This window comes from Methylobacterium sp. EM32, from assembly GCF_040593685.1.
In the GTDB taxonomy this organism is placed as follows: Bacteria; Pseudomonadota; Alphaproteobacteria; order Rhizobiales; family Beijerinckiaceae; genus Methylobacterium.
The window spans coordinates 26,007-48,874 of record NZ_JBEXZS010000045.1 but is presented as its reverse complement, the minus strand read 5'-3'; the positions used below and the strand labels follow the sequence as shown (position 1 = coordinate 48,874).

The window sequence follows — 22,868 nt, the reverse complement described above, 5'->3', positions numbered from 1 at the left end:
GAGGCGGGGGGTGTCGAGGGTGGGCGGAGAGACGCGCATCATGGCCTCGTCGTCGAAACTCGCCACAGTCATCGCTTTGCGAGACGGCTTCGATGTTTCGACATCGTCATGCAACGAGCTTCTGCGGAATGCTGGGCATCCGCCAAGGCAGCGCTATTGGTTCCCGATCCTGGAACAATGACCTGCCACGATGCGCCATCCCTTGTTGCCCTTCCGCCAAACTCGCGTATAGGCAAAAATACCTGCAACCGGGTGATCGTCGAAGGTCGCTTCGAGCCGCGCCTTGACGGTTGCAACGACGATATCGTCGATCGGATGAAGCGTCGAGTCGAACGTATCAATACTAGGTCGTCGTCAATCAGGTCCGAGAGAGACGGTACATCGCTCGTCATCATGGCACGCCGAAGTTGTTCTTCAAGAATACGCACGCTGTCGGTGTGCTGCATCGCGGCCGCCCTCGCATTCCCCAACGTCCGATTTACGCAATCGCGAGGGATCTGTGAAGGCATCGTTCATAGCCTGTCTGACTGACGAGGACGGTACCGCGGAAATCTATGTTTCCGGCACGTGATCTCATCCTGAGGTGCGAGAAAAACGAGCCTCAAAGAAATCGCCTCGATGCCAGTCGGTTTTCAATCGATGAACATCTCAGAAGGGGGCATGGTCAAGATCGAATTTATAGATGATGCAAAAATGCAGCGATATATAATTTGCTGTTCAGGGCAAAATTTGCGACAATGCCTGATTGGCCCCTTCGTGTTTCATCCTCTGTAGGCCGCTTCGGGACCGCGTAGCGGAGCCCGGAACGATACGATGGGTTGTCGCCTCCGCAGGAACCGATCAGGCAGCTCCTCAGAACAAGTTGTACTGCCCGCCCACCCCCACCGGCACCCGGAACAGATCCGTCCGCAACCGCACCCTGTCCGCCGGATAGCCGAGCCGGGTCATCGCCACCCGCATCCGCTGATCCAGCAAATCGGCGTAGGGTCCCGTGCCGGTGAAGCGCCGCCCATAGGTCGCGTCGTAGACCTTGCCGCCCCGCGCCTCGCTCAGGAGCGCGAAGGTCCGCCCCGCCCGGTCGGGATAATGCTCGGCGAACCAGTCGCGCATCAGGTCGGCGAGTTCGTGCGGCAGGCGCAGGAGCACGCCGCCGGCCTCAGCCGCCCCCGCCTCCCGGCCCCGGGCGAGCACGGCCTCGATCTCGTGGTCGTTGAGGCCCGGGATCAGGGGCGCCACCAGCGCCATCACCGGAACGCCCGCCTCCGCCAGCGCCCGGATCGCCGCCAGGCGCTTCTCCGGCCGCGGGGCGCGGGGCTCCATCCGTCGGGCGAGGTCGGGGTCTAGGGTGGTGACCGAGAGGGCGACCTTCACCAAGCCTTGCGCCGCCATCGGCGCCAGGATGTCGAGGTCGCGCAGCACCAGATCGGACTTGGTGACGATCCCGACCGGGTGGCGGAAGCGCGCCAGCACCTCGAGGATGCCGCGGGTCAGGCGGTAGCGCCGCTCGATCGGCTGGTAGGGGTCGGTGGCGGTGCCGAGCGCGATGGTGCGGGCTGTGTAGCCCCGGGCCGAGAGCTCCCGCTCCAGGAGCGCGGCCGCGTCGGGCTTGGCGAAGAGCTTGGTCTCGAAGTCGAGCCCCGGCGAGAGTCCCGCATAGGCGTGGTTCGGCCGGGCGAAGCAGTAGACGCAGCCGTGCTCGCAGCCGCGATACGGGTTGATCGAGCGGTCGAAGCCGATATCGGGCGAATCGTTGCGGGTGATGATGGTGCGCGCCCGTTCCAGCGTCACCTCGGTGCGCAGGGGCGGCAGTTCCTCCTCGATCTCCCAGCCATCCGCGAAGGCCTCGCGCGCGGCCGGTTCGAACCGGCCGGTCGGGTTGGCGGTGGCGCCGCGCCCGCGGCGGCTCTCCCGTGCCGGGGTCGACCCGGCGAGACGGCGCAGCTCCCGCCCGCAGCCCGATTCCATGCCGGCCTCCACCTTAACCACGGTCGAGCTTCGAACAAAACAGGAACACATGCAAGTGCCAACGATCAAGGCAGGACGTGACGCCCGCCATCCGCTATGGCGCGATCATGTTCACGGCCGTCATCCATCTTCCCGGCGCGATTGATCCGGAGCGCATCGATGCCCTCGCCGACACCCTGGCCGCGCTCGTGGCCGGCGTCGCGGCGGGCGTGGTGGGCGATGCGGTGATCGCGGCCGCGCATCCGGACGATCCGGAGGTCGGCACCATGGCCGAGAGCACCGGGGCGGCCCTGGTGGCGCGGGGGCGTAGCCCGTGGGTGGCGGCGGCGCCGCTTGCGCGCCGGCCCTGGATGCTGTGCCTGGAATCCGGCGACGTGCCGGCGGAGGGCTGGATCCGGGTGCTCGACCGGTTCGGCGCCACCACGCAAGCCGACGCGGTCGGCCGCCTGCGCCGCCCGCACGCCGCCCTGTTCGAACGGATCGCCGGGCGGCGCGAGGCGCTGACCGGCACCCGGCAGATCAGGGCCGGCGACCTCGTGCGCGTGCAGGCCCTGCGGGCGGGCCTGCCGCTCAAGGCTCGCCTGCCGGTCAGGCCCCTGCGGGCGTCGCTGCTGCGCGGGTAGTTGCACCCCGCTTCAGGTGCTCGTCGAGCCGCGGCATGATCTCGACGAAGTTGCACGGCCGGTGCCGGTAATCGAGCTGCGCCGCCAGGATGCCGTCCCAGGCGTCGCGGCAGGCCCCAGGCGAGCCCGGCAGCACGAACACGTAGGTGGCGTTCACCACCCCGGCGGTCGCCCGCGATTGCAGGGTCGAGGTACCGATCTTGTCGTAGGAGATGCGGTGGAACACGGCCGAGAACCCGTCCATCCGCTTCTCGAACAGGGGCTCCAGCGCCTCCGGGGTCACGTCGCGCCCGGTGAAGCCCGTGCCGCCGGTGGTGATGACGACGTCGACCGCCGGATCCGCCGCCCATTCGCGCACCTGGGCGCGGATCGCCTCGACCTCGTCCGGCACGATCGCCCGCGCGGCGAGGCGGTGGCCCGCCGCCTCCAGGCGCCCGACCAGCGTGTCGCCCGAGCGGTCGTCGGCGAGCGTGCGGGTATCCGACACCGTGAGCACCGCGATCCCGAGCGGCACGAAGGCGCGGGCCTGGTCGACCCCGGCCATCAGAGCTGCGAGGCCCGGAAGGTGTCGCAGGACTGGGTCTGGCCGCTGCGGTAGCCGGTCTGGAACCAGCGCATGCGCTGCGCCGAGGAGCCGTGGGTGAAGGAATCCGGCACAACGTAGCCCTGGCTCTGCTTCTGCAGCCGGTCGTCGCCGATGGCGCTCGCGGCCTGCATCGCCTCCTCGATGTCGCCGGGCTCCAGCGCCTTGAAGCGGTCGTCGGAGTTCTTGGCCCAGACGCCCGCGAGGCAATCGGCCATCAGCTCGACGCGGACCGAGAGGGCGTTCGACTCGCGCTCGCCGACCTGCTGCTGCTTGCGCTGGACCTTGGGCAGGATGCCGAGCACGTCCTGGACGTGGTGGCCGACCTCGTGGGCGATGACGTAGGCGTAGGCGAAGTCGCCCTTGACCCGGAACTTCTGCTCCATCTCCTTGAAGAAGGAGGTGTCGAGATAGACCTTCTTGTCGAGCGGGCAGTAGAACGGCCCCATCGCCGCCCGGGCCTGGCCGCAGCCGCTGCGGGTGCCGCCGGTATAGAGCACCATCGTGGTCGGGGTATATTGCCGCCCGGTCTGGTTCGGCAGCACCTGGCTCCACACGTCCTCGGTGTTGCCGAGGATGGCGGCGGCGAACTTGCCGGTCTGGTCGGAGGGGGCGCCGGTGCGCCGGTCGGGCTGGCCCTGCTGCGGCTGGCCTTGTTCCTGCGGGGCGCGCTGACGCGTCACGGTCTCGGCGCCGCCGATCAGGATCGCCGGGTTGATGCCGGTGACCCAGCCGATGATGCACAGGATCACGATGGTGCCGATGCCGAGGCCGCCCGCACCGCCGCCCGGAAAGCCGAAGCCGCCGCCGCCACCGCCCTCGCCGCGGCGGTCCTCGACGTTGTCGGAGGTGCGAAAATCTTCCCAGCGCATGGTCAGCTACCCGTTGGCCCGTGAACCTTGGCCGCGACGGCTACGCGGCGCAGGCCCGAGGCTCAAGAGTAATCGACGGGAGCCGACACGGTTCCGCTTCCGGACGTCACCGCTCCCCCTCGTCGAGGGCGACTCGCAGGGCCCGGAAGTCGCGCCAGGCGAGGCGCTTCTGCAGCGGCTGGCGCAGCAGGTAGGCCGGGTGGAGCGTGGCGAGCAGCCGGATCTCGCGCTTGCCCGTGCGGTAGGGGAACCAGCGCCCGCGCGACTTCAGAATGCCGTCCTTGGTGCCGGCGAGCGCCTGCGTGGCGACGCCGCCGAGGCAGACCAGGATGTCGGGATCGGCCAGCGCGATCTGCCGCTCGATGAACGGCTTGCAGGTTGCGAGTTCCTGCGGGGTCGGGTTGCGGTTGCCCGGCGGGCGCCAGGGCACGACGTTGCCCACATAGGCGTTGGTGCGGTCGAGCCCGATCGCCGCCATCATCCGGTCGAGGAGCTGGCCCGAGCGGCCCATGAACGGCTTGCCGATCCGGTCTTCGTCGGCGCCGGGCGCCTCGCCGACGAACATCACCCGGGCCTGCGGGTTGCCGTCGGCGAAGACGAGATTCTTGGCGGTGAAGCGCAGGGCGCAGCTCTCGAACCGGGCGAGCAGGCCCTCCAGCTCCTCCAGGCTCGCGGCGGTGGCGGCGAGTTCTCGCGCGTCGCCCGCCGCCTCGCCGGGGGCCGCGGCGGCGGACCGGCCATAGGTGCTGGGCGTCTCGGCGCGGGGGGCTTCCGGCTGGCGTATCGGCGCGGCCAGGGCCGGCTCCTCGAGCGGCGGCCGCTCCGGCGGCGGGACGCGGCGCGGCGCCTCGGGCTCGGCCGCCTCCCGCGCCGCCCGGCGCGGAGCCTCCGGCTCGGCGAAGCGGTCGTGCGGCGTCTCGTCCAGCGCAGCGTCGACGCCCGCCGCGACGTGAAAGTCGAGGAAGGAGAGAAGGTCGCGGCTGTCGGGAGCGTCGGGAGTCATATGTACGATGTGGCGTGCCGCGCGGCTGTGGACAACCGGCGCGACAGGACGCGCACAGGCATTCTCGCGCGAGGGCACTGGGCGCCGCCGCTTGCGCCCGGGGACACGCCGTCGCACGGTCCGGCACCTCGGACCGCTTGAGGCGGGCCAAGATCGTTTATATGTGAACTATCGCGAGACCAGAGGGAGGACGAGGATGGAGCTGCCGGAACGCGAGGCGATGGACTTCGACGTGGTGATCGTCGGAGCGGGCCCGGCCGGGCTGGCTGCCGCCATCCAGCTCAAGCAGCTCGCCGCCGAGGCCGGCACCGAGGTGTCGGTGGTGGTGGTCGAGAAGGGCGGCGAGGTCGGGGCGCATATCCTGTCGGGCGCGGTCATCGACCCGAGCGGCCTCGATTCCCTGGTGCCCGGTTGGCGCGAGGATCCGGACCGCCCCCTCAAGACCGAGGTGGTGAAGGACGAGTTCATGTTCCTCGGGCCGGCCGGCGGCATCACCATGCCGAACGTCGCCTTCCCGAAGCTGATGAGCAACCACGGCAACTTCGTCGGCTCGCTCTCCAACGTGACGAAGTATCTCGGCCGCAAGGCGGAGGAGCTCGGGGTCGAGATCTATCCGGGCTTCCCGGCCGCCGAGATCCTCTATGACGAGGCCGGCGCCGTGGTCGGCGTCGCCACCGGCGATCTCGGCATCGCCCGGTCGGGCGAGGCGCGGGACGACTTCACCCGCGGTATGGAGCTGCGCGCCAAGTACACGGTGTTCGGCGAGGGCGCCCGCGGCTCGCTCACCAAGAAGCTGATCGACCGCTACCGCCTCAACCAGCATTCCGACCACCAGAAATACGGGCTCGGCGTGAAGGAGCTGTGGCAGGTCAAGCCCGAAAAGTTCCGGCCGGGGCTGGTGCAGCACTCGATGGGCTGGCCTCTGCCGAACAAGGCCGGCGGCGGCTCGTGGCTGTACCATTTCGACGACCACCTGGTCTCGGTCGGCTTCGTGACGCACCTGAACTACGAGAACCCGACCCTGTCGCCGTTCGAGGAGTTCCAGCGCTTCAAGACCCACCCGATGATCCGCGACGTATTCGAGGGCGCCAAGCGCATCGGCTACGGCGCGCGGGCGATCATGGAGGGCGGCTGGCAATCGGTGCCGAAGCTCGTCTTCCCGGGCGGCTGCCTCGTCGGCGACTCCGCCGGCTTCGTCAACGTGCCCCGCATCAAGGGCTCGCACAACGCGGTGCTCTCGGGTATGCAGGCCGCGGGTGCGATCCACGAGGCTCTCGCCGCCGGGCGGGCCCAGGACGAGCTGACCTCCTACGAGGAGGGCTGGCGTTCGAGCCCGATCGGCTACGACCTGAAGCGGGTGCGCAACGTCAAGCCGCTCTGGTCGAAATACGGGACGCTCGTCGGCGTGGGCCTCGGCGGCCTCGACATGTGGCTCAACGAGCTCGCCGGCCTGTCGCTGTTCGGCACGCTCCGTCACGGCAAGCCGGACTATGCCTGCACCAAGCCGCTCAAGGACGTGAAGCCGATCAAGTATCCCCGGCCCGACGGGGTGCTGACCTTCGACCGTCTCTCGTCGGTCTACCTCTCGAACACCAACCACGAGGAGGACCAGCCGGTCCACCTTCAGGTCAAGGATATGGGCCTGCAGAAATCCTCCGAGCACGACGTGTTCGGCGGGCCGTCCGGCCGCTACTGCCCGGCCGGCGTCTACGAGTGGATCGAGGAGGGTAGCGAGCCGCGCTACCAGATCAACGCGCAGAACTGCGTCCACTGCAAGACCTGCGACATCAAAGACCCGAACCAGAACATCAACTGGGTCACGCCGGAAGGTCCGGGCGGTCCGAACTACGTGAATATGTAAGAACAGGGCCCGTTTTCAGGTCCATCCATCCACGATGTCATCCCGGGGCTCGCCAAAGGCGAGAACCCGGGATCCATAACCGCGACGATGCAGGAAGTGGCCCGGCCCGCTTCGTCTTTCGATGTCAGCAGTTATGGATCCCGGGTTCCGCTACGCGGCCCCGGGATGACGCGGAGGGTGTCGCTAGGTGTGCAGCAGACTACGACAGGTGCGCGCCTCACGCCGCCCTGACCGTCGTCAGGAACCGCCCCACCTCCCCGCGCAGGTGCTCCGACTGGCGCGACAGCTCGCTCGCCGCGGACAGGACCTGGCTCGCCGCGGCCCCCGTCTCGTCGGCCGCGCCCGCGACCCGCACGACGCTGCCCGTCACCTCGCCAGTGCCCTTGGCGGCTTCCGAGATGGTGCGGACGATCTCCCGGGTCGCCGCGCCCTGCTCCTCCACCGCCGCCGCGATGGCGGTCGAGGCCGAGCTGATCTCGCCGATCTGTCCGGCGATGCCGCCGATCGCCGCGACGGCCTGCTCGGTCGAGCCCTGGATGCGGGTGATCTGGTCGGCGATCTCCGCGGTGGCGCGGCCGGTCTGGCCGGCGAGCGCCTTCACCTCGGCGGCCACCACCGCGAAGCCCCGCCCCGCCGCGCCGGCCCGCGCCGCCTCGATCGTGGCGTTGAGCGCCAGCAGGTTGGTCTGGTCGGCGATCGACGAGATCAGGCCGAGCACGTCGCCGATCTTCGCGGCGCCCTGGCGCAGCTCGTGGACGAGGCGGGCGGTCTGGCCTGCGGCGTCGGCGGCGGCCCGGGCCATCTCGGCGGAGGTGCCGGCGCGGCCGCCGATCTCGTGCACCGAGGCGCCGAGCTGGCCCGCCGCCGCCGCGACGGTGGCGACGTTCGAGGAGGCCTCCTCGGCGGCGGCGGCGACGCTGGTGCTCTGGTCGGCGGTGCGGCCGGCGATGTCGCTCATGCCCCGCGCCGTGGCCTCCATCTCGGACGAGGCGGCGGTCACCGCCGCCAGCACGCCGCCGACCGAGCTCTCGAACCGGTCGGCGAGTTCGCGGAGCGCCGCGCGACGCTGCGCCTCGGCCCCTTCGCGGGCGGCGGCGGCCTCCTGCTCCAGGGCGGCGGCGCGCGCGAGGCCGTTGCGCAGGCCCACCATCGCCGCCGCCATCGCGCCGATCTCGCTGCGGGACGAGGCTGCCGGCATCGCGACGGCGAGATCGCCGGCGGTGAGGCGGCGCATCGCCTCGATCATCCGGGCGAGCGGCCCGGTCACGCCGCGCACCAGCATCAGCGCACCGCCGCCGACCGCCGCGCAGGCGCCGGCGAGGATCGCCAGCGCGGCGAGGAGCCAGGTCTCGGCGGCCCGGCTCTCCGCCGACAAGATCGCGCCGAGCGACGCAGTGGCCGCCGCCCGGGCCTCGGCGATGCCGGCGATGACGTCGCTCGCCTGCCGGAACCACTCCTCCGCGGTGACGGGATAGGGCTCGCGCGCCGCGCCGGCCCGGATCACCGCCGCGCGGGTCGCCTCGAACGCCTCGGCCCGGCGCGAGGCCGACGCCAGCGCGGTCCGGAATTCCGGCGAGAGGGCCGGCGCGGAGGCGCGGGCCTGGGCCAGAGCGGCCTCGACCCGCCCGGCGAGCCCGGAAAGCGCGCGGACCTGCTCGACGGCGAGCGCCTGCCGCCCGGCGATCGCGGCGTTGAGCCGGCCGCGCTCGCGGCCCGCGAACTCGCCCGCATCCCACAGGGCCCGCTTGATATCGAGCCCGTGATGCAGCGTCCCCGGAACCGAGCCCGTGAGGCCGGCCCGCACCGCGTCGAACAGGGCCTGCTCGCGGGCGATCACGCCGGTCGCGGCCGGGAACCAGGCCGCCGCCAGGTCGGGATCGGGCGTGCCGGCGAGGACGCGGTCGACCCGCCGGCGCAGGGCCGTGAGGTCGCGGCGCGCCTCGCCGAGGGCCATCGCCGCCTTCGAGACCGCTTCGTCCTGCCGCAGATTCTCAAGGGAGAGGGCGAGCTGGCGGTCCCCCTCCTCGCGCAATCGTGCCAGGGTCGCGAGCTCTCCGGCCGCCGGCGGCTGGGCGAGCCAGCCGTTGGTCAGGCCCCGCTCGGCCGCCAGCGACGCGGCGGCGGCGGCGAGCCCGTCAGTCACCCGGTTGGCCTCCGCCGCCCGCCGCATGATGTCGGCCCGGTTCCAGGCGTCGGCGACCTGATAGCCGGCGAGCCAGACCAGCAGGCAGCCGATCAACCCAAGGATGAGGAAAATTTGTCTACGCAGCGACATGTCGGGCGGCTCTGACGGTCGACTTGAGCAATCTGGCATATCTATCGCGGCGATTGTTTAAAATAGGTCTTACAACCTGAATTTTCAGCGGCGACAGGAGCATCGGTGGCCCGGCGCGGGCGGCCCGCCCTGCCGGCCGCGGCGGCGGCCCCCGACACATCGCCGCCGCCGTTTGGTCTTGCCGCTGCCCCGCGCAGGGTCCAATGTCGCGCCGATTTCGCGTGCCGGCGCCGCGGCCGGCGCGATCACGGAGCCACGAGTTTGGTGCTCAAGACCCGAATCCCCGCCCCCCGCCGCGGAGTTGCGCGCGCCGCGCTGGCCCTGCTTCTCGCCGCCTCGACGGCGCCGGCCCTCGCGGCCCGGCTGCCGGCGCGGGAGATCGCGGCCCCGCAGGCCTACGAGCCGGCGGATTCGCTGGAAGGCAACTTCCTCGCGGCCTACATCGCCGGCGCCTCCCGCGACACGGCGGCCGCCGCCACCTTCTACCGCGAGGCGGTGAAGGGCGATCCCCGCAATGCCGAGCTGCTCGAACGCTCCTTCGTGGCCCTGCTGGCCGACGGCTCCCTGCCGGAGGCGTTCCGCGCCGCCGAGCGCCTGACCGCGCGGGACGGCGCCAACGGCCTCGCCCAGCTCGCGCTCGGCGTGCAGAAGATCAAGGCCAAGCAATTCGCCGCGGCGCGCCAGAACCTGCAGCGCGGCGGCAAGGGCGCGGCGGCCGACCTGACCTCGACGCTTCTGACCGCATGGTCCTATGCCGGCGCCGGCGAGGGCAAGAAGGCGCTCGAGACCATCAACAAGCTCAAGGGCGAGCGCTACTACAACGTTTTCCGCGACTACCATGCCGGGCTGATCGCGGCGCTCGTCGGCGACAAGGTCGAGGCCGAGCGCCGGCTGAAATCGGCCTACGATGCCGACCGCAACACCCTGCGCATCGTCGACGCCTATGGGCGCTTCGAGGCCGAGTCCGGCCGGCCCGACCTCGCGGTGGCGGCCTACCAGGAATTCGACAACGTCCTGCCGCGTCACCCGATCGTGCGCGACGCCCTCGACAAGCTGAAGGCCGGCAAGCCGTTGACGCCGCTCATCGGCTCGGCCCAGGAAGGCGCGGCGGAGGTGCTCTACGGGCTCGGCTCGGCCGGGACCTCACAGGGCGACGAGCTGCCGGCGGTCGTCTACCTGCGCCTCGCGCTCTACCTCGCGCCCGAGCACTCGCTGGCGCTGCTGACGCTCGCCGACACGCTGGAGCGGATGAAGGCGCCCGACCGGGCGAACGAGGTCTTCGCCCGCATGCCGGCGTCCTCGCCGCTCAAGCTCAACGCCGACATCCAGATCGGCCTCAACCTCGAGCAGATGGGCAAGGGCGAGGAGGCGATCGCCCATCTCGACCAGGTCGCCAAGACCTATCCCAACGACATCGACGTGATCTCGGCGCTCGGCAACGTCCAGCGCTCGCGCAAGAAATACGCCGAATCGGCCCAGACCTACACCAAGGCGATCGACCTGATCGGTGACCAGCCGGCGCGCAACTACTGGACCCTGTACTACTTCCGCGGCACGTCCTACGAGCGCGCCAAGGAGTGGCCGAAGGCCGAGGCCGACCTGAAGAAGGCGCTCGACCTGGTGCCGGCGACGCAGCCCAACGGCCGCGCCCAGGTGCTGAACTACCTCGCCTATTCCTGGGTCGACCAGAACATGAACATCGACGAGGCGTTCCGCATGCTGAAGCAGGCGGTCGACCTCCAGCCGCGCGACGGCATGATCATCGACAGCCTCGGCTGGGCTTACTTCCGCCTCGGCCGCTGGGACGACGCGGTGCGCGAGCTCGAGAAGGCGATCGAGCTGAAACCGGGCGATCCCACCATCAACGACCACCTCGGCGACGCCTACTGGCGCAGCGGCCGGCGTCTCGAGGGCAAGTTCCAGTGGCAGCACGCCAAGGACCTGAACCCCGAGCCGGAGGACCTGGCGAAGATCGAGGCCAAGCTCAAGGACGGGCTGCCGGAGCTGGAGAAGCCCGCCGCCACCGCCGAGAGCCAGCCCGCCCCGGCGCCCCAGCCCGAGATGCCGAAGGGCGCCCCCGCCCCGACCGAGCCGCCGGCGATGGGCACCGAGACGAAGAGCGGGGGCTGAACACCCCTCCTCCCCATCATCGAGACGACATCGCGGGCGTGGCGCCGGACAGGCGCCGCGCCCCTTCGCCGTTCAATGACCTTGCCCGTTCGAGAGACGTCGCCGTGCTCCCCCTCACGACCCGTGCGCCCGCCAAGATCAACCTGACCCTGCACGTCCTCGGCCGGCGCCCCGGCGACGGCTACCACGCCCTGGAGAGCCTGGTGGTGTTCGCGGGGTCCAATGCCGGCGACCTCCTGACCCTGGTGCCGGGACCGGCGCTCGATCTCGTCGTCAGCGGCCCGACCGCGGGTCCCGCCGGGCCGACCGACGACAATCTGGTGATGCGGGCGGCCCGCCACCTCGCCGCCGAGATTCCCGGATTGAAGGCCGGTCGGTTCCACCTCGTGAAGCGCCTGCCGGTGGCGGCGGGGATCGGCGGCGGCTCGTCGGATGCCGCCGCAGCCCTGCGGCTGCTGGGCCGCCTCAACGGCCTCGATGCCGACCATCCGGCCTTGATGGCGGCGGCGCGCCGCACCGGCGCCGACGTGCCGGTCTGCCTCGATCCCCGCGCCCGGATGATGCGCGGCGCCGGCGAGACGGTCGGCCCGGCCCTCGCCCTGGCCCCGGTGCCGGCGGTGCTGATCAATCCCGGTGTCCCGGTCGAGACCGCGCCGGTCTTCCGCGCCCTCGGGCTGAAGGTTGGCGAAGCGCATCCCCGCGCCGCCGAAGCTCATCCGGCGATCGACAAGGTCGATGGTCTCGACGCGCTCTTCGCCCGCATCCTGCCGGCCCGCAACGACCTCGAGGCTCCGGCCCTCACGGTGGCGCCAGTGATCGGCGACACGCTGGCGGCCCTGCGCGACCAGGCCGGCTGCCGGCTCGCCCGGATGTCGGGCTCAGGCGCGACGGTGTTCGGGCTGTTCGGCCACCGCTCCGAGGCGGCGCGGGCAGCGCGGGCGATCGCGGCGGCGCGAGCAGGCTGGTGGGTGCGGGCGACGTTGCTGCGCTGAGCAGCGGCGAGGTCGGCCGCGATCTCTCCTGTCAGCCGATAGCGTGTTCGACCCGCCGAACCTGATATCCTCCGCGTCATCCCGGGGCCGCGCAGCGGAACCCGGGATCCATAAACGCTGACGCTTCAGGATGAAACGGAACGCGATCCGCCTCTTTCTTCGGCCTCAGCGGTTATGGATCCCGGGTTCTCGCCTGTCGGCGAGCCCGGGATGACGCGGAGACATGTCAACATGGGGCCAAGTCGATCGAGGCTGGGGATCAGTCGGCCCTAAGACGGGCGCCTCAGCGCGCCCGGGCGATGCAGAAATCCACCGCTTCCAGCAGCGCCTGCTTCATCGGCGAGGCCGGGAACAGCGCCAGCGCGTCCTTCGCCCTGTCGCCGTAGTGGCGGGCGCGCTCGATCGTGTCCTCGAGGGCGGAGTGCCGGCGCATGATCGCGATCGCCGCGTCGAGGTCGCGGGGCTCCTCGATCTCCTGGCGCTCCAGCGTGCGGCGCCAGAAGGTCCGCTCCTCGTCGCTGCCGCGGCGGAACGACAGCACCACCGGCAGGGTGATCTTGCCCTCGCGAAAATCGTCGCCGACATTCTTGCCGAGATCGGCGCTGGTGCCGCCGTAATCGAGGGCGTCGTCGACGAGCTGGAAGGCGATGCCGAGATTCATGCCGTAGCTGCGGCAGGCGGCGATCTCGGCCGTCGGCCGCTCGGCGATGACCGGGCCGACCTCGCAGGCGGCGGCGAACAGCTCGGCGGTCTTCGCCCGGATCACCGCGAGGTATTCGTCCTCGCTGGTCTCGGTCGAGCGGGCGGCGGTGAGCTGCATCACCTCGCCCTCGGCGATCACCGAGGCGGCCGACGAGAGGATGTCGAGGGCGCGCAGGGAGCCGACCTCGACCATCATCTTGAAGGCCTGGCCGAGCAGGAAGTCGCCGACGAGGACGCTGGCCTCGTTGCCCCACTTGATGCGGGCCGCGACCTTGCCGCGGCGCATGTCGCTCTCGTCGACGACGTCGTCGTGGAGCAGCGTCGCGGTGTGCATGAACTCGACGCTGGCGGCGAGCTTGACGTCGCCGTCGGCGGCCCGGTCGTACCCCGCCAAAGACGCGGTCGCGAGGGTCAGGATCGGGCGCAGGCGCTTGCCGCCCGAGGAGATCAGGTGGTTGGCGACCTCCGGGATCATCGTCACGTCGGAGCCGGTGCGCGACAGGATCATCGCGTTGACGCGCTCCATCCCGCCCGCCACGAGGCCCACCAGGGCGTCGAGGCTGGCCTCCGGATCGGAGGGTCTGTCCTGAAGGGGAAGTACGACGCCCACGCCCGCGCGATCTCCTCGGAGGCGGCCCCGAAAGACAGGGCACCTCGATCAACTCCCGCCCCCTTTGGCACGCGAGCGCCCCCGGCGGCAACACGCAAGCTGCCGCAAGGCCTGGTTGCCGGGCCAGCGGCCTGGGGATGCGGCGCAACCGGCGCGCTTGTGTGGTATGGCCGCCGCGATCCGAACAGGGACCCTGTGCCGCACCATGATCGAGCTGATCCGCACCAACGACCTCGTCCTGATCGGCTTCGCGGAATCCCTCCTCACCGGCGCCGAGATCCCGGTGCTGGTGGCCGACAACCACATCAGCGTGATGGAGGGGATGATCGGTGCCTTCCCGCGCCGGCTCCTGGTGCCGGAGGACCATGCGCGGCAGGCCCGGCGTATCCTCACCGATGCGGGGCTCGCGCATGAACTGCGTCATCCGTGAGCGGCGCGGCCGAAGCCCCTCCCCCCGCTGAAGCTTGGCTCGGCGGACGGCTCACCCTGCGCCAGCCGCCGCGGGGCGCGCACCGGGCCGGGACCGACGCGGTGCTGCTCGCAGCGAGCGCCGGCGCGCGAGCCGGCGAGACTTTGTGCGACCTGGGTGCAGGCACCGGCGCGGTCGGGCTCGCGGTCGCGCGCGCCTGCCCGGAGACGCGGGTGATGCTGGTCGAGCGCGACCCGGAGGCCGCGAGCCTCGCCCGTATCAACGCGGAGGAGAACGGCGTGTCCGCCCGTGTCCGGGTGATCGAAGCCGACGTGACGGCACCGGGACGCGAGCGGCGCGCCGCCGGCCTCCTGCCCGATTCGGTCGATCGGCTCGTCACCAACCCACCCTTCTTCGAGCCCGGCCGGTACCGCGCCTCACCGGTTGCGGTCCGGGCCGCGGCGCATGGTTTCGCCGAGCCCGGCGGATTGGAGGCATGGCTGCGCACCTGCGCCGACCTGTTGCGCCCCGGCGGTTGGCTGGTGCTGATCCACCGGGCCGACGCCCTGCCTGCCTGCCTCGACGCCATGGCGGGCCGGTTCGGCTCGATCCGGGTCACGCCGGTCCAGCCGCGGGCGGAGGCTTCGGCGATCCGGGTGCTGGTGGCGGGCGTGCGCGGCAGCCGCGCGCCGTTCGTCCTGGCGCCGGCGCTCGTGCTGCACAGGCCAGACGGGCGGTTCACGGAGCGGGTGGAGGCGATGCACCGGGGTGAGGTGGTGTGAGTTACCGGCCGGAACATCCACTTGGACCGCTCCGATTCTCATACCCGCAGGGTCATTCCGGGGCCGCGCAGCGGAGCCCGGAATCCAGAACCACGGATGGTTCAGGATCAAGCGGGATGCTCACCGCGTCGTTCTGAATGACCTGAGTGTCTGGATTCCGGGCTCCGCTGCGCGGCCCCGGAATGACCCTGTGTGTGAGAGCCTCGTCGAGCAGATCGACGGGCGATGGTCTGGATTCCGCCGCCTGTCCGTCTCTATAGAGCGCGCATCACCGCAGCGACACCGCCCCACCCGGATGCCGCCAGATCTTCCCGTCGAGTTCCAGTTCCATCAACAAGCCCTGGACCACCCGCGCCGGCATCCCGGCCTGCCGCGCGAGCGCATCGACCGGCACCGGCGACGGCCCGAGGAGTTCGAGCAGGATGGCACGCTCCTCCCGCGGCCCGGGTCGCGCGGGCGCCTCGTCGAGGGGGCTTTGCGCCGGCTCGGCCGCCATGGCGGTGACGGGCTCCTCGGCGGCGAAGTCGATCTCGTCCCAGTAGAGCGCGGGTTCCGGCCGGTCCGCCGCGTCCTCGGCCCCGGTGTCGGGCGCAGGCCCCCCGATCAGGGGCGCCAGCACCGCCATCACGTGCTCGGGGGCGGCGCAGAGCGTGGCGCCGTCGCGGATCAGGTCGTTGGTGCCCTCGGCCCGGGGATCGAGGGGCGAACCCGGGACGGCGAAGACCTCGCGGCCCTGCTCCAGGGCGAAGCGGGCGGTGATGAGCGAGCCGGAGCGCCGCGCCGCCTCGACCACCACCGTGCCGAGGGCGAGGCCGGAGATGATGCGGTTGCGGCGCGGGAAGTCGCGGCCGCGGGGCTCCCAGCCGATCGGCATCTCGGCGACGACCGCGCCGCCGTGGTCGAGGATGCGCGCGACCAGCTCCTCGTGCTCCGACGGGTAGATCCTGTCGTGCCCGCCGGCGAGCACCGCGACGGTACCGCTCGCGAGCGCCGCCTTGTGGGCGCGGGCATCGACGCCGCGGGCGAGCCCTGAGACGATCACCAGCCCCTCGGCGCCGAGCGCGTGCGACAGCCGCTCGGTGAAGGTGAGGCCGGCGGCGGAGGCGTTGCGCGAGCCGACGATGGCGACCGCCGGCCGCTTCAGGCAGGCGGCGTCACCGCGTAAGGCAATCAGCGGCGGCGCATCGGCGGTGGCCTGGAGCGGCAGGGGATAATCGGGCTCGCCCATCGCCACGAACCGGGCGCCGAGGCGGGCAGCCGCCGCGATCTCGCGCTCGGCCTCGGCCTTGGTGGTCACCCGGATCGGCTTGCCCCGGGCCTTGGCGAGGCCCGGCAGGGCTTTCAGCGCCGGGCCGGCGCCGCCGAACTTGTTCACCAATCCCCGGAAGGTGCGCGGGCCGACGCCCTCCGATCGGATCAGCCGGAGCCAGTCGAGGCGCTGCGCGTCGCTTAAGGTCACGACCCTCTCCCTCTGGGTGAGGGCCAATGTCAGACCTTCAGCCCTTCTGCCCGATGCGCCCCTCGGTCCCCGCAGCGAGGCGGCGGATATTGGGCGCGTGCTTCCACCATAGCAGCAGGGCGAGCACGCAGAACAGCACGGCGAGGCGACCCTGACCGAACGCCCACAGGGCGGCGGGAGTCGCGGCCGAGGCGGCGAGCGCCGAAGCCGAGGAGTAGCGCAGCAGGAAGGCGAGGCCGAGCCAGACCGCCGCGAAGACCAGGACCCCGAGGGGGAACAGCCCGAGCAGCACGCCGATGAAGGTGGCGACGCCCTTGCCGCCCTTGAAGCCGAGCCAGACCGGGAAGAGGTGGCCGAGGAAGGCGCCGAGGCCGGCGGCGAGCGCCGCCTCCGGCCCGCCGAACCGGGATGCGATCAGCACCGCGACCGTGCCCTTGAGCGCGTCGCCGAGCAAAGTCGCGGCGGCGAGGCCCTTGCGCCCGGTGCGCAGCACGTTGGTGGCGCCGATATTGCCCGATCCGATCGCCCGCACGTCGCCGAGGCCGGCGAAGCGCGTGAGGATCAGCCCGAAGGGGATCGCCCCGAACAGGTAGCCGATGCCGAGCCAGAGGGCGATCTGCGTCCAGTCCGGCGCCATCAGCGCGTCTCCTCGAGGCGGTGGACGATGCGGCCGGCGACCATCGTGAGGGCGGCATGCCCCTGGAGCCGGGCCTCGTCGAAGGGCGAGTTCTTCGAGCGCGACCTCAGCTGGCGCTTGTCGAGGATGTAGGGCGCGTCGGGGTCGATCAGCACGAGGTCGGCCGGGGCGCCGGGCCTGAGGTGCCCGGTCTCGCGGCCGAGCACACGCGACGGCGCTGCCGAGAGGGCGGCGAGCAGCCGCGGCAGGGCGATGTCGCCGGCATGCACCAGACGCAAAGCGGCGGCGAGCAGGGTCTCGATCCCGAGGGCCCCGTCGGCGGCCTCGGCGAAGGGCAGGCGCTTGGTCTCGACGTCCTGCGGGTTGTGGTCGGAGACGATCACGTCGATCACCCCTTCGTTGAGCGCCGCCACCACCGCCTGGCGGTCGGCCTCCGTGCGCAAGGGGGGCGAGAGCTTGCAGAAGGTGCGGTAGTGGCCGATGTCGTTCTCGTTCAGCACCAGGTTGTTGACCGAGACGCCGCAGGTCACCGGCAGGCCGGCCTCCTTCGCCCGCCGCACGATCTCGACCGAATCGGCGCAGGAGATCATCGCCGCGTGGTAGCGCCCGCCGGTGAGGCGCACGAGGCGGATGTCGCGCTCGAGCAGGATGGTCTCGGCTTCCCGCGGGATGCCGTGGAGCCCGAGCCGCGAGGCCATCTCGCCCTCGTTCATCACCCCGTCGCCGACCAGCGTCGGCTCCTCGACGTGCTGCATCAGGAGCACGCCGAAGTCGCGGGCGTAGGTGAGCGCGCGGCGCATCACCTGGGCGTTGGTGACGGCCTTGAGCCCGTCGGTGAAGGCGACGGCGCCGGCCTCGGTGAGCAGGCCGAACTCGGTCATCACCTGGCCGGCGAGCCCCTTGGTGATGGCGGCGGCCGGCAGCACGTGGGTGCTGGCGGTGTCCCGCGCCCGGCGCAGCACGAAGTCGACGATGGCGGGATCGTCGATCGGCGGGTTGGTGTCGGGCATGCACACGAGCGTGGTCACGCCGCCGGCGGCGGCGGCCGCGCTGGCGCTCGCCAGGGTCTCCCGGTGCTCGGCCCCCGGCTCGCCGACGAAGGCGCGCAGATCGACGAGGCCGGCGGTGAGCACCTGGCCCCCGCACTCGATCACCTCGGCGCCCTCGGGCACGGAGGCGGGCGTGCCCCAGTGCACGTCGGCGATGCGGTCGTCGCGGACGAGCACCGCGCCCGGGCCCTCGCGGCCGGTGGCGGGGTCGATCAGGTGGGCGTTGGTGAGGAGGAGTGTGGTCATCGGATGGACCGCTCGGGGTTCGGCGGAGGCATGGCGGAGCGTTGCTCGATCGCGGCGAGCACGGTGTCGAGCGCGCGCTGCGGGTTGCCGAGGAAGGCTTCGTTCGTGAACCGCATGATCGCGAAGGACTGGGCGTGCAGCCAGGCATCCCGGCGGGCGTCGCGCTCGCGGCGCTCGGCCGTCTCGTGCGGTTCGCCGTCGAGCTCGACGATCAGGCGGGCCGAAGGGCAGAGGAAATCGACGATGTAGGGAGTGATGGGAACCTGCCGCTTGAACTTGTGCCCGGAGAGGCGGTCCGCGCGGACTTGGCTCCAGAACAGGGCCTCGGCACGCGTCGCGAGGGAGCGTTGATCCTTGGCGAAGTCCCTGAGACGTCCGGAGACGGGATTTCGCTTCTCCTGCTCCATCCACCCCTCCTCAAGCTCGGCGCCCCTGATCCCTCCCCCCTCTGCGGGGGAGGGTGCCCCGCGGATGCGGGGCGGGAGAGGGGAACCACGCTTCCGGAAAGGACTGAACCGTTGTGACGGGCGTCCGCTGGATCAGCGTCGCGCCGCCCCTCTCCCGGCTCGCTCCGCTCGCCACCCTCCCCCGCAGAGGGGGGAGGGTTCGCCGTGGCGCCCCTCCCAAATATCACGCGTTCGGCAGATGCATGGCCAGCGCTTCCAGCACCGCCATCCGCACCGCGACTCCCATCTCGACCTGCTCCCGGATCAGCGACTGCGCCCCGTCGGCGACCTCGGACGAGATCTCGACGCCGCGGTTCATCGGGCCGGGATGCATCACCAGTGCGTCGGGCTTGGCGTGGCGCAGCTTGTCGCCGTCGAGGCCGAAATAGCGGAAATACTCCTTCACCGACGGCACGAAGGAGCCGTTCATCCGCTCGCGCTGGAGCCGCAGCATCATGACGATGTCGGCGTCCCTCAAGCCCTGGCGCATGTCGGTGAAGACCTCGACGCCGAAGCGGGCCAGGCCCGGCGGCAGCAGGGTCGAGGGGCCGATCACCCGCACCCGGGCGCCGAGCGCCATCAGCAGGATGATGTTCGAGCGCGCCACCCGCGAATGCAGGACGTCACCGCAGATCGCGACGGTGAGCCCCTCGATCCGGCCCTTGTTGCGCCGGATGGTCAGCGCGTCGAGGAGCGCCTGGGTCGGGTGCTCGTGGGCGCCGTCGCCGGCATTGACCACCGAGCAATCGACCTTGCGGGCCAGCAGGTGCACCGCACCGGCCTGGTGGTGACGCACCACGATGATGTCGGGGCGCATCGCGTTGAGGGTCGCGGCGGTGTCGATCAGGGTCTCGCCCTTCTTCACCGACGAGGAGGCGACCGACATGTTCATCACGTCGGCGCCGAGGCGCTTGCCGGCCAGCTCGAACGAGGACTGGGTCCGGGTCGAAGGCTCGAAGAACAGGTTGATCTGGGTGCGGCCGCGCAGGGTCGTGCGCTTCTTCTCGACCTGGCGGCTGATCTCGACGGCCTCGTCGGCACGGTCGAGGAGCGCCGCGATCTCGAGGGGCGAGAGGCCCTCGATGCCGAGGAGGTGGCGGTGCGGGAAGCCGGGGGGTGCCTGGGTGCTCATCCTGAGACGAGCGCTATAGGAGCCGCGGGCCCGGGCCGCAAGGACGGCCTTCGCGGAACGCATCCGGATCATCGGGGGTATTTGACAACCGCCGCGTCATCACCCACTTGTCCGCTTCGCCACGCCAAACTCCGCGCCGGCCGCCCCGCACAAGTTGAAGCCCGATCTGCCGCGGTGTGCTCTTCGAAGAGGCAGCCCGTCCATGAAAGTCGTCGTCGTCGAGTCGCCCGCCAAAGCCAAGACGATCAATAAATACCTCGGCAGCGACTACGAGGTGCTGGCCTCGTTCGGGCATATCCGGGATCTTCCGGCGAAAGACGGCTCGGTCGATCCCGAGCAGGACTTCCATATGCTGTGGGAGCTGGAGGATCGCGGGGCGAAACGCGTCGCCGAGATCGCGAAAGCCGTGAAGGGCGCCGACACGCTGATCCTGGCGACCGACCCGGACCGCGAGGGCGAGGCGATCTCCTGGCACGTGCTGGAGGCGCTGCAGGCGAAGAAAGTGCTGAAGGACGTCGCCGTCGAGCGCGTCACCTTCAACGCCATCACCAAGGACGCGGTCGCGACCGCGATGGCCCAGCCGCGGGCGATCGACCAGGCCCTCGTCGACGCCTACCTGGCGCGCCGGGCGCTCGATTACCTCGTCGGCTTCAACCTCTCGCCGGTCCTGTGGCGCAAGCTGCCGGGGGCCCGCTCGGCGGGGCGCGTGCAGTCGGTGGCGCTCCGCCTCGTCTGCGACCGCGAGCGCGAGATCGAGACCTTCAAGCCGCGGGAATACTGGTCGATCGTCGCGACGCTGAAGACCGCGAGCGGCGCGGTGTTCGAGGCCCGCCTCGTCGGCGCCGACGGCAAGCGGATCCAGCGCCTCGACGTCGGCACCGCCGAGGAGGCGGAGGCCTTCCGGCGCGACCTGGAGCTCGCGACCTTCACGGTCGCCTCGGTCGAGGCCAAGCCCGCCAAGCGTCATCCCCAGCCGCCCTTCACCACCTCGACCCTGCAGCAGGAGGCCTCGCGCAAGATCGGCCTCGCCCCGGCCCAGACGATGCGGGTGGCCCAGCGCCTCTACGAGGGCGTCGAGATCGGCGGCGAGACCGTCGGCCTGATTACCTACATGCGGACCGACGGCGTCGACATGGCGCCCGAGGCGGTCGCCCAGGCGCGCGAGGTGATCGGCGCCGAGTACGGCGACGCCTACGTGCCCGGCGCCCCGCGCAAGTACAGCGTCAAGGCCAAGAACGCGCAGGAAGCCCACGAGGCGGTGCGCCCGACCGATCTCAGCCGGCTGCCGAAGGAGGTCGCCCGCTTCCTCGATCCGGAGCAGGCCAGGCTCTACGAGCTGATCTGGACCCGCACCGTGGCGAGCCAGATGGAATCGGCGGAACTCGAGCGCACCACGGTCGAGATCGTGGCTCAGGTCGGGCCGCGCCGCATCGAGCTGCGCGCCACCGGCCAGGTGGTGAAGTTCGACGGCTTCCTAACCCTCTACCAGGAGGGCAAGGACGACGAGGAGGACGAGGAATCGCGCCGTCTGCCGCCGATGCGCAAGGACGACGCGCTGACCCGCGAGCGCATCGCCGCGACCCAGCACTTCACCGAGCCGCCGCCGCGCTACTCCGAGGCGAGCCTGGTCAAGCGGATGGAGGAGCTCGGCATCGGCCGGCCCTCGACCTACGCCGCCGTGCTGCAGGTCCTGCGCGACCGCGAATACGTCAAGATCGACAAGAAGCGCTTGGTGCCGGAGGACAAGGGCCGGATCGTCACCGGCTTCCTCGAGAGCTTCTTCCGCCGCTACGTCGAGTACGATTTCACTGCCGACCTCGAGACGCAGCTCGACCGGGTCTCGAACGCCGAGATCGACTGGCGGGCGGTGCTGCGCGACTTCTGGCGCGACTTCTCCGCAGCGATCGCCGGGACCAAGGAGCTGCGCACGACGGAGGTGCTGGAGGCGCTCAACGGGCTGCTCGCCGAGCACATCTTCCCGGCCAAGGCCGACGGCTCGAACCCGCGCGCCTGCCCGAACTGCGGCGGCGGCCAGCTCTCGCTCAAGCTCGGCAAGTTCGGCGCTTTCGTCGGCTGCTCGAACTATCCCGAGTGCAAGTACACCCGCCAGCTCAACGCGACGGGGCTCGACGGCGACGGCGAGGGCTCCGGCGAAGGCGGCCAGCCCGGCGTGCGGGTGCTCGGCGACGATCCCGAGACCGGCCTGCCGGTGACGTTGCGCGATGGCCGCTTCGGCCCGTTCGTGCAGCTCGGCGAGGCCTCGCCCGAGAAGGGCGCGGAGAAGCCGAAGCGTTCCTCCCTGCCCCGCGGCCTGTCACCCTCGGCGGTCGATCTCGAGAAAGCGCTGAAGCTCCTCTCGCTGCCGCGCGAGGTGGCGCGCCACCCGGAGACCGGCGAGCCGATCCTGGCCAATATCGGCCGTTACGGCCCCTACGTGCAGCACGGCAAGACCTACGCCAATCTCGGCAAGGACGACGACGTGCTGGAGGTCGGCGCCAACCGGGCCATCGACCTGATCGTCCAGAAGGAGCAGGGCGGCGGGCGACCAGTTCAGGATCCCGGCCGGCTGATCGGCACTGCGCCCGACAGCGGCAAGCCCGTCACCGTCAAGGCCGGCCGCTACGGCGCCTACGTCACCGACGGCGAGATCAACGCCACCCTGCCGAAGGGGGCGGATGCCGAGGCGGTGACGCTCGACGAGGCCCTGCGGCTGATCGCGGCCCGGCGCGAGGCCGGGGGTGGGACGAAGAAGAAGACGGCGCGCAAGGCGCCAGCCAAGACGGCGGCCGGCAAGACCGCCGCCGGCAAGACGAAGGCCGCGGCCAAGGGCGAGGCGGAGGTCTCTGGCGATGAGGCCGCCGAGGCGAAGCCGAAGCCCGCGGCGCGCAAAACCCCGGCCAAGAGTGCCGCCGCCAAGCCGGCGGCCAAGAAGGCTCCGGCGAAGAAGCCGGCGGCGAAGAGCGTGGCGGGCGAGTAGAGCGCGACGCTGATCCAGGTAGCGCCTGGCAGAACGGTTCAGTCTCGTCCGGAAACGTGGTTCCCCTCTCCCGCCCGGCTCCGCCGGGCACCCTCCCCCGCAGAGGGGGGAGGGT

General features: G+C 71.1%; 20 protein-coding genes. 8 read left to right on the top strand and 12 right to left on the bottom strand.

Going from position 1 to position 22,868, the window contains the following annotated elements; genetic code table 11:
- The coding region (locus ABZT49_RS06940) for a hypothetical protein (protein WP_355284780.1) at positions 1 to 181 on the top strand (181 nt) is incomplete at its 5' end.
- On the opposite strand, the gene ABZT49_RS06935 is transcribed toward ABZT49_RS06940, so the two are convergent.
- Both ABZT49_RS06935 and ABZT49_RS06930 read right to left on the bottom strand, forming a co-directional pair.
- Positions 154 to 303: a hypothetical protein gene (locus ABZT49_RS06935; protein WP_355284790.1), complete on the bottom strand. Its 150-nt coding sequence runs from the start codon at positions 301 to 303 to the stop codon at positions 154 to 156. The genes ABZT49_RS06940 and ABZT49_RS06935 overlap by 28 nt on opposite strands.
- Positions 304 to 852: 549 nt before the next feature.
- Positions 853 to 1,965, bottom strand: a complete 1,113-nt coding sequence (locus tag ABZT49_RS06930) for a PA0069 family radical SAM protein (RefSeq protein ID WP_355284788.1) — start codon at positions 1,963 to 1,965, stop codon at positions 853 to 855.
- Between the two features lie 107 nt (positions 1,966 to 2,072).
- Between ABZT49_RS06930 and ABZT49_RS06925 the strand changes: the two genes are divergently transcribed.
- Positions 2,073 to 2,588, top strand: a complete 516-nt coding sequence (locus ABZT49_RS06925) for a hypothetical protein (protein ID WP_407943454.1) — start codon at positions 2,073 to 2,075, stop codon at positions 2,586 to 2,588.
- Here ABZT49_RS06925 and moaB read toward each other — a convergent pair.
- The 3 genes from moaB to ABZT49_RS06910 form a co-directional block, all read right to left on the bottom strand.
- Entirely contained in the window at positions 2,554 to 3,132 is a 579-nt protein-coding gene (gene moaB / locus ABZT49_RS06920) for a molybdenum cofactor biosynthesis protein B (protein WP_355284776.1), read from the bottom strand. The genes ABZT49_RS06925 and moaB overlap by 35 nt on opposite strands.
- Positions 3,132 to 4,043 carry a neutral zinc metallopeptidase gene (locus tag ABZT49_RS06915; protein WP_093566701.1) on the bottom strand — a complete coding sequence of 304 codons (912 nt, stop codon included), beginning with the start codon at positions 4,041 to 4,043 and terminating at the stop codon, positions 3,132 to 3,134. The genes moaB and ABZT49_RS06915 overlap by 1 nt, the downstream gene beginning before the upstream one ends.
- Positions 4,044 to 4,149: 106 nt before the next feature.
- Positions 4,150 to 5,046: a uracil-DNA glycosylase gene (locus ABZT49_RS06910; RefSeq protein ID WP_355284773.1), complete on the bottom strand. Its 897-nt coding sequence runs from the start codon at positions 5,044 to 5,046 to the stop codon at positions 4,150 to 4,152.
- 196 nt (positions 5,047 to 5,242) lie between these two features.
- Here ABZT49_RS06910 and ABZT49_RS06905 point away from each other — a divergent pair, with 196 nt between their 5' ends.
- Entirely contained in the window at positions 5,243 to 6,907 is a 1,665-nt protein-coding gene (locus ABZT49_RS06905) for an electron transfer flavoprotein-ubiquinone oxidoreductase (RefSeq protein ID WP_355284771.1), read from the top strand.
- Positions 6,908 to 7,124: 217 nt separating this feature from the next.
- On the opposite strand, the gene ABZT49_RS06900 is transcribed toward ABZT49_RS06905, so the two are convergent.
- Positions 7,125 to 9,182: a methyl-accepting chemotaxis protein gene (locus ABZT49_RS06900; RefSeq protein ID WP_355284768.1), complete on the bottom strand. Its 2,058-nt coding sequence runs from the start codon at positions 9,180 to 9,182 to the stop codon at positions 7,125 to 7,127.
- Between the two features lie 264 nt (positions 9,183 to 9,446).
- Between ABZT49_RS06900 and ABZT49_RS06895 the strand changes: the two genes are divergently transcribed.
- Together ABZT49_RS06895 and ABZT49_RS06890 are read left to right on the top strand one after the other, a co-directional pair.
- A complete protein-coding gene (locus ABZT49_RS06895; protein WP_355284766.1) occupies positions 9,447 to 11,312 on the top strand; it encodes a tetratricopeptide repeat protein in 1,866 nt (621 codons plus the stop codon).
- A 104-nt stretch (positions 11,313 to 11,416) separates the two neighbouring features.
- Positions 11,417 to 12,304 carry a 4-(cytidine 5'-diphospho)-2-C-methyl-D-erythritol kinase gene (locus ABZT49_RS06890; protein WP_355284763.1) on the top strand — a complete coding sequence of 296 codons (888 nt, stop codon included), beginning with the start codon at positions 11,417 to 11,419 and terminating at the stop codon, positions 12,302 to 12,304.
- Between the two features lie 283 nt (positions 12,305 to 12,587).
- On the opposite strand, the gene ABZT49_RS06885 is transcribed toward ABZT49_RS06890, so the two are convergent.
- Positions 12,588 to 13,616, bottom strand: a complete 1,029-nt coding sequence (locus tag ABZT49_RS06885) for a polyprenyl synthetase family protein (protein ID WP_355284760.1) — start codon at positions 13,614 to 13,616, stop codon at positions 12,588 to 12,590.
- Between the two features lie 205 nt (positions 13,617 to 13,821).
- Here ABZT49_RS06885 and ABZT49_RS06880 point away from each other — a divergent pair, with 205 nt between their 5' ends.
- Positions 13,822 to 14,046, top strand: a complete 225-nt coding sequence (locus ABZT49_RS06880; RefSeq protein WP_109975457.1) for a DUF2007 domain-containing protein — start codon at positions 13,822 to 13,824, stop codon at positions 14,044 to 14,046.
- Positions 14,043 to 14,807 carry a methyltransferase gene (locus tag ABZT49_RS06875; protein ID WP_355284757.1) on the top strand — a complete coding sequence of 255 codons (765 nt, stop codon included), beginning with the start codon at positions 14,043 to 14,045 and terminating at the stop codon, positions 14,805 to 14,807. Before ABZT49_RS06880 ends, ABZT49_RS06875 begins: the two co-directional genes overlap by 4 nt.
- A 268-nt stretch (positions 14,808 to 15,075) precedes the next feature.
- Here the strand turns inward: ABZT49_RS06875 and dprA are convergent, their stop codons facing one another.
- From dprA to ABZT49_RS06850, 5 genes are all read right to left on the bottom strand, one after another.
- The gene (dprA, locus tag ABZT49_RS06870) at positions 15,076 to 16,266 is read right to left on the bottom strand and encodes a DNA-processing protein DprA (RefSeq protein ID WP_355284754.1); all 1,191 of its coding nucleotides are present in this window, start codon (positions 16,264 to 16,266) and stop codon (positions 15,076 to 15,078) included.
- A 37-nt stretch (positions 16,267 to 16,303) separates the two neighbouring features.
- A complete protein-coding gene (plsY, locus tag ABZT49_RS06865; RefSeq protein ID WP_355284751.1) occupies positions 16,304 to 16,903 on the bottom strand; it encodes a glycerol-3-phosphate 1-O-acyltransferase PlsY in 600 nt (199 codons plus the stop codon).
- Positions 16,903 to 18,198, bottom strand: a complete 1,296-nt coding sequence (locus ABZT49_RS06860; protein WP_355284748.1) for a dihydroorotase — start codon at positions 18,196 to 18,198, stop codon at positions 16,903 to 16,905. The genes plsY and ABZT49_RS06860 overlap by 1 nt, the downstream gene beginning before the upstream one ends.
- The gene (locus ABZT49_RS06855; protein ID WP_355284745.1) at positions 18,195 to 18,605 is read right to left on the bottom strand and encodes a DUF559 domain-containing protein; all 411 of its coding nucleotides are present in this window, start codon (positions 18,603 to 18,605) and stop codon (positions 18,195 to 18,197) included. Before ABZT49_RS06855 ends, ABZT49_RS06860 begins: the two co-directional genes overlap by 4 nt.
- A gap of 223 nt (positions 18,606 to 18,828) precedes the next feature.
- Positions 18,829 to 19,776, bottom strand: a complete 948-nt coding sequence (locus ABZT49_RS06850) for an aspartate carbamoyltransferase catalytic subunit (protein WP_355284742.1) — start codon at positions 19,774 to 19,776, stop codon at positions 18,829 to 18,831.
- Between the two features lie 202 nt (positions 19,777 to 19,978).
- On the opposite strand from ABZT49_RS06850, the gene topA reads away from it, so the two are divergent.
- Positions 19,979 to 22,753 carry a type I DNA topoisomerase gene (topA, locus tag ABZT49_RS06845; protein WP_355284740.1) on the top strand — a complete coding sequence of 925 codons (2,775 nt, stop codon included), beginning with the start codon at positions 19,979 to 19,981 and terminating at the stop codon, positions 22,751 to 22,753.
- The last annotated feature ends 115 nt before the right edge of the window (positions 22,754 to 22,868 follow it).

What these genes read in the sequence shown, in the direction of transcription:
- ABZT49_RS06930 (WP_355284788.1), bottom strand. Translation starts at nt 1,965, where the DNA reads ATGGAATCGGGCTGCGGGCGGGAGCTGCGCCGTCTCGCCGGGTCGACC.
- ABZT49_RS06850 (WP_355284742.1), bottom strand. Translation starts at nt 19,776, where the DNA reads ATGAGCACCCAGGCACCCCCCGGCTTCCCGCACCGCCACCTCCTCGGC.
- ABZT49_RS06915 (WP_093566701.1), bottom strand. Translation starts at nt 4,043, where the DNA reads ATGCGCTGGGAAGATTTTCGCACCTCCGACAACGTCGAGGACCGCCGC.
- ABZT49_RS06860 (WP_355284748.1), bottom strand. Translation starts at nt 18,198, where the DNA reads ATGACCACACTCCTCCTCACCAACGCCCACCTGATCGACCCCGCCACC.
- moaB (WP_355284776.1), bottom strand. Translation starts at nt 3,132, where the DNA reads ATGGCCGGGGTCGACCAGGCCCGCGCCTTCGTGCCGCTCGGGATCGCG.
- plsY (WP_355284751.1), bottom strand. Translation starts at nt 16,903, where the DNA reads ATGGCGCCGGACTGGACGCAGATCGCCCTCTGGCTCGGCATCGGCTAC.
- ABZT49_RS06910 (WP_355284773.1), bottom strand. Translation starts at nt 5,046, where the DNA reads ATGACTCCCGACGCTCCCGACAGCCGCGACCTTCTCTCCTTCCTCGAC.
- topA (WP_355284740.1), top strand. Translation starts at nt 19,979, where the DNA reads ATGAAAGTCGTCGTCGTCGAGTCGCCCGCCAAAGCCAAGACGATCAAT.
- ABZT49_RS06900 (WP_355284768.1), bottom strand. Translation starts at nt 9,182, where the DNA reads ATGTCGCTGCGTAGACAAATTTTCCTCATCCTTGGGTTGATCGGCTGC.
- ABZT49_RS06880 (WP_109975457.1), top strand. Translation starts at nt 13,822, where the DNA reads ATGATCGAGCTGATCCGCACCAACGACCTCGTCCTGATCGGCTTCGCG.
- ABZT49_RS06925 (WP_407943454.1), top strand. Translation starts at nt 2,073, where the DNA reads ATGTTCACGGCCGTCATCCATCTTCCCGGCGCGATTGATCCGGAGCGC.
- ABZT49_RS06855 (WP_355284745.1), bottom strand. Translation starts at nt 18,605, where the DNA reads ATGGAGCAGGAGAAGCGAAATCCCGTCTCCGGACGTCTCAGGGACTTC.
- ABZT49_RS06905 (WP_355284771.1), top strand. Translation starts at nt 5,243, where the DNA reads ATGGAGCTGCCGGAACGCGAGGCGATGGACTTCGACGTGGTGATCGTC.